This is a genomic window from Micromonospora sp. ATLC20, assembly GCF_057196585.1.
In genome coordinates, this window is the sequence record NZ_JBXUOV010000172.1 from 1 (window position 1) to 12,339 (window position 12,339).

Genomic DNA, 12,339 nt, shown 5'->3' on the forward strand with positions numbered 1-12,339 from the left:
GCCCCCGCCCGCCGCGCCGCACCAGCCCGGCTACGGCGCCGTCCCCCCGCCCCCTCCTCCGCCGCCGCCCGGCCACGGCTACGCGCAGCCCGCGTACGGCCACAGCCAGCAGCAGCACTACGGCTACCACGGCCACTACCGGCGCAAGAAGAAGCACGGCTTCCTCGGCGAACTGTTCGACTGACCGCCGAGCACGCGCACGCCGGGCCGGTGCACCGCATCGACCCGGCGCGCTCGTCGCCGTGCCGTGCTCGCCACACCGTGGCAGGCTGCTCGGCATGAGCCCGATCCGGCAGCACGAGGCGCTGGCCCAGGCGTACGACGGCATCACTGCGGTGGTCACCCCGCTCGACGACGCCGGCCTGCAACGGCCCACCCGGTGCCGCGGCTGGCTCGTCGCCGACCTGCTCTTCCACGTCCTCTGCGACGCCCAGCGCGCACTCGTCGCCCTGGCCAGCCCCGCACCCGGACCGGCCGACGTGGACGACGTCAGCTACTGGCGCGCGTTCACTCCCGGCGACGACGACGCGAGCGCCGGGCACGCCTGGTGGGCGCGCCGCTCCGCCGCCGCCTTCGACCGGCCCACCGGCGTGGTCCGGCTCTGGGCCGACACCGCGCCCGCCGCCGTCCGCGCGGCCACCGCAGCCGACCCCGACGGGTACGTGACCACGCAGGGTCATGTGCTGCGCGTACCCCATCTGCTCGCCACCCTGACCACCGAGGCGGTCATCCATCACCTGGACCTGGTGGTGGATCTGCCGGACGCGCCGCGGCCGGCGGCGGACCCGACGCGGGTCGCGGTGACCACGATGGACGGCCTGCTCAGCGACGACGCGGTACGGCCGGCCGACTGGGACGACCACGACTACCTGCTGAAGGCCGCCGGGCGGGTGCCGCTCACCGACCGGGACCGGCTGGAGCTGGGCGAGGCCGCCGGCTGGTTCCCGCTGCTCGGCTGACGCGGCTCAGACGATCGCCATGTCCACGAAGCGCGACAGGTGCAACTGCGCCGCGACCGTCACCGTGTCGGTCGGCCCATTCCTGTGCTTGGCAACAATAAAGTCCGCCTCGCCCGCTCGCGGCGACTCCTTGTCGTAGTAGTCGTCGCGGTGCAGAAGGATGACAACGTCTGCATCTTGCTCGATCGAGTTGTGCGCGGCGATCCCGTTGGCGATGAAGTTGTGTGTGCCGAGCACCGTGGCGTCGTAAACGTCCTTCTCGCCGACTGACTCGATCGAGACGATCTCGTCCCAGAAGATGTCGTTCGTCGCCTGCAGGTCGAGATCCGCAGAGTCCAGCACCGCGGCCACCTTGGCGAGACGGGACCGGCTGGGTGCACGCTTCCACATCGCGCTGCCGGAGAACTGGGTTCCGACCGCCGCCGCGAACTCCCGGTGGCTCATTTTGCGCTCCGCCAGGACCTCCCGAACCCGTGACCACACCTCCCTGGGAACGGTGTCCACGTTCGGGTTACTGATGACGGATTCGAGAATCACCAGCAGCGCCGCGCAGCTGTTGGCGCGCTCACCGTGCACACCGATTTCCCGAAGGAAGCGGAGCTGGTCGTCTCGGCCGGAGATGTCCAGGGTGTACTGCGGCCGGTGTCGATCGACCGGTACCTGCCGCAGTCGAGCCGAGATTCCGTAGCGAAGCAGCAGGCGTGAGATGTCCTCCAGCATGCGCCGCGACGTGGAAGAGAAGTAGACCCGTCCGCCTCGGCCGGACTTGTTGACGGTCACGGACCCGTCGGTGGCCCAGAGGTGCCGAAGGAAGAGGGTGATCTGCTCCTTGGGCAGACCGAACACCGCTTGAGGTACGAACTTCTCGTGGGACCGCAGCCCGAACAGCCCCAACCCGTCCAGCCACTCGGCGATCGGATTCCGCCGCCCGCGAGCGAGCCGGAATGGTGCCGGTAGCCGGAGCGTGGTCACTCGGGCAGCCGGGTAGTCGTCTCGCACAGCCGTGATCCCGAAGTGCGTCGCGGCCTCAGTCACGGCCGCCAGGTTGGCCTCGTCACAACTGGCGTAGCGGATCGGCTGCCGGCGGACGAACGAGCCGTCCCCGAGGAGGTGCGCCAGCATGACCACCGCCGACTCGGCCCACGGCTGGATGTTCAGCGGCGGCGGAATGTGCCGAGGCGCGGCGAGCCGCGTTCCAACCGTGAGTTCCTCCAGTGGCACCCACCCGCCGAACGTGAGGAAAGGATGGTTGGCAGTCGCTTCCACCTGTTTCCCGGAGGCGAGGGTCATCCGGAACACCTCCCGCGTCCCACTGGGGAATGCGTGCGTGAGCGTCCGGGGGGTGTAGCGGAGACCTTCATCGAGGGCCCAGACCGGGATGTCCCTGACGTTCCCAGCAAGAAGCGCCCCGAGGGTGATCTCCGAGTTGTCGTCGGCCCTGACAAGTCTCGTATCTGCGGTCAGGCAGCCCGATTCACGCAGGTCGGAAAGCTGGGGGCGCTTGTCGGTCCGCTGCTCGGGGCCACGGTTCAGCTGGCTCACCGCGATCACCGGGCACTCGACCTCCTTGGCCAGCAGCTTCAGGCCACGCGACAGGTCCGCGACCTCCTGCTGCCGGCTCTCGGTGCGCTTCGGCGAGGTCATCAGCTGGAGATAGTCGACGACGATCAGCTTCAGGTCGTGCTTCTGCTTGAGCCGCCGCGCCTTCGCCCGGATCTCCATGAGGTTCATGCTCGGCGTGTCGTCGACGAAGAGCGGTGCCTCGCTGATCTCGCCCATGCAGCGGGCCAGCTTGGTCCAGTCGTCGTCGGAGAGCTGCCCGCTCCGCAGGACGTGCAGCGGCACGCGCGCCTCGGCCGAGAGGAGTCGCATGACGATCTCGACCTTGCTCATTTCCAGCGAGAAGATCGCCGACGCCTGGTTGGCGCGGATAGCTGCATTCCGGGCGAAGTCCATACTCGCCGTGCTGTTGTGCGTCGGGATCATCGAACGGCCCGCCAGATACAGATGGTCGGGATTGTCGACAGTCACACAGCGCACCGGAACGCTCGGCACCGGACGGACGTCCACGATGAACCGCGCGTGGGAGCGGACGTCCGAGGAGGTCCGTCGCCGGGCCGCGTGGGCGGTCCGCTTCCGGTCCAGCCGGAAGACCGTGTCCGGGGTGGAGAAGTTCAGCGTGTACGCGATCGACGATGCCTCGGTACGGCCGCGCACCTTGCGCTCGGTCATGGTGCACCGGTAGCCCAGGCTGACGACGAGTTCCCGTACGCCGTCGATCAGGCGCCGCGAGGTGGACGTGTACTGCAGGTTCCCGGTCGGCGCCACCGTGCCGTCGGTGTCCATGAGACCGGCGAGCAACGCCCGGCGCTGGGTTTCGGAGGAGCGTAGGTAGTCGTCCGGGATGTGCTTGTCGTAGGCCACCCCGACTCGGCGGAGCAGGGCCAGGAAGGAGCCGTTCCGCTCGTGGCACTCGGCGCAGCGGCGGGTTCCGGGGTTCTCCCGCAGGGCGCGGGTGGAGCCGCCGCAGTCGACGCAGGTGCGGTCCGCCGTCCTGGCCGGCGTGGGCAGATGCACGCTGTAGACCATGGGCCCGCTCGGGCGTACCAGGAAGCCGTCCTGGGCCACGAGGTCGAGCATCTCCGCGTCGGCGGTGGTGAAGCGGCTGGCCCCGGTGTGCCCGTCGCCGAGCCACACCCCGAGGGTGTACGGCGGGACGGCCAGGTCGCGTTCCGGAAGTCGGAGCGGCGCGCAGTTGCGCACGGCGTGGTTGAGACGGCGGTCGGCCGTCTCGGTACGTAGCGTGGCCGCGATCTGCGCCGTCGTGACGATCCCGTCATGCTCGGCGCGGCTGGCGGCGTTCATCGGTCGTTCCGCGCGTGCACGGAGGCCGGAGATCAACGCGCCCACGGGGTAGCCCGGAGCCGTCCAGTTGCGTGTCTTGCCGGCCCGGGTCACCGGGCGGGCGACCTTGCCGTTGGAACCCACCGTCTGCGCCACCGTGTGAAGCACGTTGCGGAATTCCGGGCCGACCTGTTCCAGCGTTTCGGCGAGAGTGACCAGGCGGTGCGGTTCGGCGGATGCGGACGCCTCGGCCGCCCGTACCTTCGCCAACGCCGGCTCGGCCCAGTGGTGCCGCCGGCGTGCCTCCGGCTGGCGTCGGCTGGCCCGGGTGGTGGTCTTCCACAGGTGCTCGGCGTCCGCCACGATGACGCTTCCGTCGGAGAACTCGACCTCGTAGCAGGGGCGGTCGTACATCACGTCGAAGACGTTGGTGATCGTCGTCGGGGTGCCGTCCGCGGCGAGGAGCTGCTCGCCGACGCGCACCTCACCCATGGTTGTCCAGCCCTGCGGGGTGGGCAGTGGGGTGTCGAGTGCGAGCGCCTTACCGAGACCGGGCCGGCCGGCCACGATGATGAGCTGGCCGGCGTGTAGGCCGTTGAGCAGGCGGTCGAGGTCGGTGAACCCGGTCGGCACACCCGTCATCACCCCGCCCTGGGCGCCGACCGCCTCGATCTCGTCGAGCGTCGGCTGGAGCATGTCGGCCAGGACGGCGAAGTCCTCGCTGACGCGCTTCTCGGTGATCTCGTAGACGGCCTGCTGGGCGAGGTCGACGATGTCGTCGACGTCGCGGCTGCCGCTCGGGCCGGTGCCGTAGCCGAGCTGCACGATCCGGGTGCCGGCCTCGACCAGCCGGCGGAGCACTGCTCGTTCGCCGACGATGCGGGCGTAGTAGGCGGCGTTCGCGGCGGTGGGCACGCTGGCGATCAGCGTGTGCAGGTAGGGGGCGCCGCCGATCCGGGCGAGGTCGCCGGAGTCGGCGAGCGCGGCCGCCACGGTGATCGGGTCGGCGGGTTCGCCGCGACCGTAGATGTCCAGGATCGCGTCGAAGATGGTGGCGTGGACCGGGCGGTAGAAGTCGTTTGTCTTCAGGATCTCCACGACGTCCGCGATGGCGTCCTTGGACAGCAGCATGCCGCCGAGTACGCACTGCTCAGCGGCGACGTCCTGGGGTGGTGTCTTCTCGAACGCAGATTCGCGCGGCGGCGGCTCGGGCGATTGTCCCCCGGTCCGTTCCGCACGCGTCTCGTCGGTGACCGACACGGGTTCCCCCCTCGCTGCGTCGGATCGAACCCAGCTCTATCGCCGGGGTATGACAACTCTCCGCCGACCCTCCGGTCGATCGGGGGTCATCGCCGGCGGTCGGGGGACCACGATACGGAACCCGAGGTCAGCCGCTCAACAAGGCCGGTGGATGAGCCTCGGGACAACCTGTGGACGCCTGGGGACAGGCATGTGCGCAGGGTGTGCACAGAGGTGTGGAAAAGTGATGGGGAATTCCGGGCGTATCGCCTCTGACCTGGGCTTTTCCTATCCCCACCCTGTGGACGGAAGATTTCCGGCCAAGCTTTGTCGTCGTTCGTCCCGTACTATCGCTGCGAACGGCGACACCTGGGACAGCGGGTTTATTTTCGGGTTGAGAGAGGTCACGCTCCGGCCGTGAGACACCGGGACTGGGGAAGCGGGGAGGACAGCCCGCGCGAGCGACGGCCGAGCGGTTCCTGGGATGAGCCCGCCGGGCCGCGCCGGGTCGACTCGTACGCGCCGGAGGGCTACCGCACGGCGAGCCGGCGGCGGGCGATCGAGCGTGGCCAGGACGAGCCGGTGGAGACGTACCTTCCGCGGTGGGCGCTGGAGTCCGGGGTGAGCCGGGCGGACGGCGGTGGCCGGCATGCCGCGCCCGACGACGACGAGGTGGAGACGCCGTCCTCCGGTGGTGGTCGGCGGGCGGAGACCGGCCGGCGGGATCTGCGCGCGATCGGCGCGGGTCCGTTGTCGGACCACACCGCCGAGTGGACGATGGACGCCCCGCAGGAGCGGGGGTACGTGGGTAACCGGCGGGCGGACGAGGACGACGAGCCGGTGTCGGGTGCGGCGCCCCGGAGTCGTCCGCGCCGGGCGGCGACGCGCCGGCCGCAGGTGATCTGGTCAGGGCTGCCGGAGTCGGCGGGTTCGGGCGAGGAGCCGGCCGGGCCGGACGGTGGACGGCCGGTGGGTCGGCGGCGTCGGTCGGCGTCGGGTTCGTCCTGGCCGCCGCCGGCGGGGTCGGACTCCACCTGGTCGCGTCCGGCGGCCCCGGACGGCGCGTGGTCGCGCTCGGCGACGGATGCCGAGTGGCCTGCGGCGTCGGATGCGGGCCGGTCAGCATCGACGGCGGAGCCGGAGCCGGCGTGGGGGCGGGCGACGACGTCCGAGCCGGAGCCGACCTGGTCGCGGGCGGCGCCGCCGGAGCCGGCGCGTCCGGCGGCGGATCCGTGGCAGCGCCGTCGGAGCGCCGAGCGTGAGCATGTGGATCCGCCCGCTGTCGACCCGTGGGACGCGTCGGGGGTGCACGCCTGGGACCGGCCGGTGCCCGCGAGCCGCTGGGAGCGGGCGGAGAGCGGGTGGGACCGTACGGAGCACACGGGTGAGTGGGACCGGTTCACCGACACCGGTTTCCTGGAGCCGGTGCGGGACACGGACGACCGGTATGCGGGGGCGGATCCGTGGGATCGTTCGACGTCGCCGGTGCGGGAGGGCTGGGCGTCGGCGGCGCGGGCCGAGGCGTTCTGGTCGGGTACCCGGCTCTCGGGTGACGATCCGCGGTGGATGGAGACGCCGTCGACGGCTCCGCGTTCGCCGGCGGTGGCGTACTCGGCGCCGCGTCCGCGTACCGTGCCTCGCCGGCGCCCGGTGGAGCCGGCGCCGTCGACGTTGCGGCGGCGGGTGGATTCGATCGGTGGCGGTTCGTGGGGTCGTCGGCTGGAGGACGACCTGCTGGACCCGGATCCGGGTGGTCCGTTGCGGCCGCTGGTCTACACGGCGGCCTGTTATCTGGTGCCGGCGGTGCTGCTCGTGATCGGTCTGCTGTTCCTCAGTGGTCAGCCGCCGGCGGGGTGCGTCACGGACATCACCGGTGGGGGGTGTGACTCGCCGCGTGCGCACGCCCTGGAGTCGTTGGTGTCGGCGGCGCCGCGGTTCGGGTTGGCGATGGTGAGCAGTCTGGTGGTGGCGGTGCTGCTGCGGCAGGTCGGTACGACGTGGCGGTCGGCGACTGTGGCGCTGGCGGCCGCTGTGGTGGGTGGTGGCCTGTCCACGGTGGTGATCAGCGCGGTGACGGGCCGGCCGCTCGGTTGAGCGGCTTCGGCCGAGCGAATCCGGCCGGCGGCGGGGATGCGGAAAGGCCCGCACCGGCAGCCGGTGCGGGCCTTTCGCGTCGTGCTTCGGGTGTCAGCCCTTGACCACGTTCAGGTCGAACTTGGCGGTCACCTCGGGGTGCAGCCGGATGCTGACCGGGTAGGAGCCGAGCGCCTTGATGTGGCCGGGCAGCTCCAGCCGGCGGCGGTCCAGGGTCGGGCCGCCGGCGGCCTTGACGGCGTCGACGATCTCGGCCGGGGTGACCGAGCCGAAGAGCCGCCCGCCGTCGCCGGCGCGGGCCTTCAGGTTGACCTTGAGACCCTCGACCTGGGTCTTGACCTCGGTGGCGTGGCCGAGGTCGCGGATCTCGCGGGCCGAGCGGGCCCGCTTGATGACCGTGACCTGCTTCTCCGCGCCCTTGGTCCAGGCGATCGCGAAGCCCTGCGGCAGCAGGTAGTTACGGCCGTAGCCGTCCTTGACCTCGACGATGTCGCCCGGAGAGCCGAGGCCGGACACCTCCTGAGTCAGGATGATCTTCATGTCCGTGCCTCCTCTCAGCGGGTCGTGGCCGTGTACGGCAGGAGCGCCATCTCGCGGGCGTTCTTGACCGCACGGGCGATCTGCCGCTGCTGCTGCGAGGTGACGCCGGTCACCCGCCGAGCGCGGATCTTGCCGCGGTCGGAGATGAACTTGCGCAGCAGCGCGGTGTCCTTGTAATCGATGTAGGTGATCCCGTCCTTGTCGAGCGGGTTCACCTTCTTCTTCGGCTTGCGAAGGGCCGCAGCCTTAGCCATTGCTCGTGCTCCTGGTTTGCGATCGCGGGCGCTCGGCGCCATTAGAACGGAGGCTCCTCGTCGAAGTTGCCGCCCGAACCACCGCGGGAGGGGGCGGGGGCAGCAGAGGCCCAGGGGTCGTCGAAGTTGCCTCCGCCGCCGCCCTGGCCGCCACCACCACCGAAGCCGCCGCCACCGCCACCGGAGCGGGACATCTTCTGCACCTTCGCCGTGGCGTAGCGCAGCGACGGGCCGATCTCGTCGACCTCCAGCTCGATGACGGTGCGCTTCTCACCCTCGCGGGTCTCGTACGACCGCTGGCGCAGCCGGCCGGACACGATCACGCGAGCGCCGCGCTGCAGCGACTCGGCGACGTTCTCGGCGGCCTGGCGCCAGACCGTGCACGAGAGGAACAGCGGCTCGCCGTCCTTCCACTCGCCGGAGGCCTTGTCCATGAAACGGGGCGTCGAAGCGACCCGGAACTTGGCGACCGCCGCGCCGGAGGGGGTGAATCGCAACTCGGGGTCATCGGTCAGGTTGCCGATGACCGTGATGGTGGTGTCTCCTGCCATGACCATCTCCTCGCGCACTCATCTTTGTGTCGTACAGGCTCTCAGAGCCGTACGACAGCGTGGATGAGGCTTGTGATCCGGACGTGCCGGGTCTAGATGCTCAGCGCATCTCCGGGCGGATGACCTTGGTGCGCAGCACCGACTCGTTGAGTCGGAGCTGACGGTCCAGCTCGCCAACGGCCTCCGGCGTCGCCTGGAGGTCGATGACGGCGTAGATGCCCTCGGCCTTCTTGTTGATCTCGTACGCGAGGCGCCGGCGGCCCCACACGTCGGTCTTCTCCACCGAGCCACCCGCGGTCCGGATCACGTTCAGGTACGTGTCGAGCGACGGGGCGACGGTGCGCTCCTCGAGGCTGGGGTCGAGGATCACCATGACTTCGTAATGACGCAAGACGTGCTCACCTCCTGTGGGCTAAGCGGCCACGGTCCTTCCGTGGCAGGAGGTCGTGCGTCGTTGCCCGCGCCGATACCGGGGGAACCCGGCCGGACACACGGACAACCGGACCAGGATAGCCGGTCCGGACGATCATGGCCGGGCCGGTGGTCCAGGTGCCGGGTGCGGCGACAGGGGCCCACCCCCGGCGAACCGGCGGGTGGACCCCTGTCCACGGGACCGCGGGGCGTCCCGTCCGCATTCCTTGGGTGGGACCTGGGGAGGAACGACCACACCGATGAGGTTGGATCGAAGACGCCCCGCGGAGCTTTATCGTGTTATCACCTGGTCTGACCATACAATGGCTATCGTCACCACTTGGGGCAAATGGAGGAATTGGTCCGACTGCCGGTTCCCGTGCCTGGATGACGAGCGGATCCCGCCCCGTCGTGCCGGGCCGCACGGCGGGGCGTCCCGTTGCCGGGGGTCCACCCTCGCCCGTCCGTGCTGTGGACCACGTGCGGGCGGAGCGTCGACCATCGATCCCACCTCGCACAACGACCGCCGGGCCGGGTGGTGACGCGTCCGACCCGCCGGGTGCCTCCCGCGAGCGCGCCGGCCGTCGCAGGCGCGACGTAGGCTGCCCTGCATGCGAATCGGAGCCCACGTCGACCCGACCGACCCGCTGGCCGAGGCGGCCGCCCGGCAGGCCGAGGCGGTCCAGTTCTTCCTGGCCGACCCGCAGGGCTGGAAGGCCCCGAAGCCGCGCGAGGACGCCGAACGCCTGCGCTCCGCCGACGTCGACCTCTACGTGCACGCGCCGTACGTGATCAACGTGGCCACGCTCAACAACCGGATCCGCATCCCCAGCCGCAAGCTGCTGCTCGCCCACGCCACCGCCGCGGCGGACGTCGGGGCCAAGGGCCTGATCGTGCACGGCGGCCACGTCAACGCGGGCCACGACGTCGCCGTCGGCTTCGACAACTGGCGCAAGACCTTCGCGTACGCGGCGGACTCGGGCGGCTTCCCGCTGCCGGTGCTGATCGAGAACACCGCCGGCGGTGACAACGCCTGTGCCCGGCACCTCGACTCGCTGGCCCGGCTCTGGGACGCGCTCGGCGACCACGAGGTCGGTTTCTGCCTGGACACCTGCCACGCGTACGCGGGCGGCGAGGAACTGCTGGGCCTGGTCGACCGGGTGAAGGCGATCACCGGCCGGATCGACCTGATCCACGCGAACAACTCCAAGGGCGCGTTCAACTCCGGCCAGGACCGGCACGACAACCTCACCGGCGGCACCATCGACCCGGAACTGCTGGTGGCGCTGATCCGCGCGGCCGGCGCGCCGGTGATCGTGGAGACCCCCGGCGGCGTCGAGGGCCAGGCCGCCGACATCGCGTTCCTACGCGGGCAGTTGGGCGCGGCGGCGTGACGACCGAGCAGTCCGGCAAGGCAGGCGGCGGCGCCGAGGCAGCGGACGCCGGGCCCGGCGACGGCACCGCGGACGAGGCCACCGGCGGGGAGAAGACCGAGGCCCGGGACCAGGGCGCCGCCGACACGGGCGACGCCAAGGACGGCGACGCCGCCGCCGGAGATGCCGCCGCCGCCGAGAAGGCCGAGAGCGGCGACAAGGGCACCACGGGTACGGCCGGCGACGAGCCCGCCGATCCGTGGTCCGCGTTCGGGCCCGCGCCGGAGCCGGTGCTCGGTCGGCCCCGCCGGGCGATCCGCGCGGTCGGCCGGTTCCTGATGCACGAGTGGACGCTCGCCGCCGTCGCCGCGCTGGCGCTGGCCGCGGCGATGACCTGGCCCACGTTGCGCTATCCGCGGCACACGCTGCCGCAGGACTACTGGGATCCGAGCCTGCAGGCGTGGCAGATGGCGTGGTCCGGCCACATCCTCCGGACCGACCCGGCGATGCTGTGGCACGCGAACACGTTCTATCCGGAGAACTGGAGCTTCGCGTTCTCCGACACGCTCCTCGGGTACGCCCCGGCCGGCCTGATCGGCGTCGGCCCGGAGCACGCCGTGCTGCGCTACAACATCATGTTCGTGCTGGCGCACGCGCTCGCCGCGTTCGGCGCGTACGTGCTGGCCCGGCAGCTCGGCGCGGGCCGCATCGGCGGCGCGGTGGCCGGGGCGAGCTTCGCCTACGCGCCGTGGCTGCTGGCCCAGGCGGGGCACCTGCACATCCTCTCCAACGGCGGCATCCCGCTGGCGCTGGCGATGCTGGCCCGGGGGCACGGCTGGTCGCTGCGGTACGGCTACCGGCCGCGTCGCCGGCACGCGGGCTGGGCGTTCGCCGGGTGGCTGGTGGCCGCGTGGCAGCTCAGCCTGGGGTTCGGCATCGGGCTGCCGTTCGCGTACATGCTGGCCGGGACCGTTCTGGTGGCGGTGGTGCTGTGGTTCGTGCGGCGGCGCCGGGTGAAGCGTCCGTTCGGGCGGCGGCTGTTCCTGGCCGACGTGTTCGGCGGGCTGGTCTTCGCCGCGGTGGGCGCGGCGCTGGCGGTGCCGTACTTCAAGGTCGCCGAGCTGCACCCGAACGCGGAGCGGACGCTCGGTGACATCGCGCTCTACTCGCCGCCGGCGAGCGGGTTCTTCACCGCGCCGGCCGAGTCGCGGGTCTGGGGCGGGCTGCACGAGGGTGCCCGGGCCGTGCTGCCCTGGCATCCGGAGATGACGCTGCTGCCGGGCTTCGCGCTCTACGCGCTCGCCGCCGGCGGCCTGTTCTTCTCGGTCTGGCGGGTCCGGCACCGGATCTTCCTGCTGGCCGGGGTGCTCGTGACGATGGCGTTGGCGATGGGCACCCGGTTCTTCGGCGGCCGGTTCACCTACGTGCCGTTGTTCGACTACCTGCCGGGCTGGAGCGGGCTGCGCACGCCGGGGCGGATGATGCTCTGGACGACGCTGCTGCTGGGCCTGCTCGCGGCAGGCGCGGTCACCGCGTTCTGCATGCGCGTACGCGAACTGGCCGCCGAGCGGGTGCCGCCGTGGCCGGGTCCGTGGCTGCGCCTGGCCACGCTGCTGCCGTTGGCGCTGGTGATCGTGGAGGGGCTGAACGCGACGCCGCAGCCGGTGGTGCCGCGGCAGCCGGCGGCGATGCGAACGGTGGACGGCCCGATGCTGGTGCTGCCGAGCAGCCAGAACCTGGATCAGCCGGTGATGCTCTGGTCCACCGACCGGTTCCAGCCGATGGTCAACGGCGGCAGCGGTTTCACGCCGCGCTCGCAGGCTCAGATCCGCGAGGCGACTGTCAGCTTCCCGGACTACGCGAGCGTCGACTATCTGCGGCAGATCGGCGTGAAGAACGTGGTCGTGTTGCGCGACGAGCTGGAGGGCACCCCGTGGGAGGGGATGCTCGACCGGCCGGTCGACACGCCGGGCGTGACCCGGGAGCAGGTCGGGGGGGGGGGGGGGGGGGGGGGGGGGGGGGGGGGGGGGGGGGGGGGGGCGGGGGGGGGGGCGGGGCGCGGCCCGGGCGCGGC

The 12,339-nt window shown here is 71.4% G+C and carries 9 protein-coding genes and 1 pseudogene; 5 read left to right on the forward strand and 5 right to left on the reverse strand.

Annotated elements, in window-relative coordinates:
* Positions 1-184: pseudogene (locus AC2CHG_RS25610) on the forward strand (zf-TFIIB domain-containing protein); the annotation flags it as partial.
* 94 nt (positions 185-278) lie between these two features.
* Positions 279-959 (forward strand): maleylpyruvate isomerase N-terminal domain-containing protein, encoded by a 681-nt coding sequence (locus AC2CHG_RS25615; protein ID WP_484525745.1) that lies wholly within the window; start codon positions 279-281, stop codon positions 957-959.
* A gap of 6 nt (positions 960-965) precedes the next feature.
* Here AC2CHG_RS25615 and AC2CHG_RS25620 read toward each other — a convergent pair whose 3' ends face one another.
* Positions 966-5,063, reverse strand: a complete 4,098-nt coding sequence (locus AC2CHG_RS25620) for a replicative DNA helicase (RefSeq protein WP_484525746.1) — start codon at positions 5,061-5,063, stop codon at positions 966-968.
* Between the two features lie 396 nt (positions 5,064-5,459).
* Here AC2CHG_RS25620 and AC2CHG_RS25625 point away from each other — a divergent pair, with 396 nt between their 5' ends.
* A complete protein-coding gene (locus AC2CHG_RS25625) occupies positions 5,460-7,136 on the forward strand; it encodes a hypothetical protein (protein ID WP_484525747.1) in 1,677 nt (558 codons plus the stop codon).
* A 93-nt stretch (positions 7,137-7,229) separates the two neighbouring features.
* On the opposite strand, the gene rplI is transcribed toward AC2CHG_RS25625, so the two are convergent.
* The 4 genes from rplI to rpsF all read right to left on the reverse strand — a co-directional run bounded on the left by rplI (position 7,230) and on the right by rpsF (position 8,872).
* Positions 7,230-7,676 (reverse strand): 50S ribosomal protein L9, encoded by a 447-nt coding sequence (gene rplI / locus AC2CHG_RS25630; protein WP_135242573.1) that lies wholly within the window; start codon positions 7,674-7,676, stop codon positions 7,230-7,232.
* 14 nt (positions 7,677-7,690) lie between these two features.
* Entirely contained in the window at positions 7,691-7,930 is a 240-nt protein-coding gene (gene rpsR, locus AC2CHG_RS25635; protein ID WP_013289355.1) for a 30S ribosomal protein S18, read from the reverse strand.
* Between the two features lie 41 nt (positions 7,931-7,971).
* Entirely contained in the window at positions 7,972-8,499 is a 528-nt protein-coding gene (locus tag AC2CHG_RS25640) for a single-stranded DNA-binding protein (RefSeq protein ID WP_018788497.1), read from the reverse strand.
* Positions 8,500-8,581: 82 nt separating this feature from the next.
* Complete coding sequence (rpsF, locus tag AC2CHG_RS25645; RefSeq protein ID WP_013289357.1) at positions 8,582-8,872, reverse strand: 30S ribosomal protein S6; 291 nt, start codon at positions 8,870-8,872, stop codon at positions 8,582-8,584.
* 631 nt (positions 8,873-9,503) lie between these two features.
* Between rpsF and AC2CHG_RS25650 the strand changes: the two genes are divergently transcribed.
* A complete protein-coding gene (locus AC2CHG_RS25650; RefSeq protein ID WP_262012929.1) occupies positions 9,504-10,286 on the forward strand; it encodes a deoxyribonuclease IV in 783 nt (260 codons plus the stop codon).
* Positions 10,283-12,339, forward strand: a 2,057-nt coding sequence (locus AC2CHG_RS25655) for a hypothetical protein (RefSeq protein ID WP_484525748.1), incomplete at its 3' end; no start/stop codon positions are given. The genes AC2CHG_RS25650 and AC2CHG_RS25655, both read left to right, overlap by 4 nt.

Coding starts and splice junctions, on each gene's coding strand:
- AC2CHG_RS25615 (WP_484525745.1), top strand. CDS start 279: ATGAGCCCGATCCGGCAGCACGAGGCGCTGGCCCAGGCGTACGACGGC.
- rplI (WP_135242573.1), bottom strand. CDS start 7,676: ATGAAGATCATCCTGACTCAGGAGGTGTCCGGCCTCGGCTCTCCGGGC.
- rpsR (WP_013289355.1), bottom strand. CDS start 7,930: ATGGCTAAGGCTGCGGCCCTTCGCAAGCCGAAGAAGAAGGTGAACCCG.
- AC2CHG_RS25650 (WP_262012929.1), top strand. CDS start 9,504: ATGCGAATCGGAGCCCACGTCGACCCGACCGACCCGCTGGCCGAGGCG.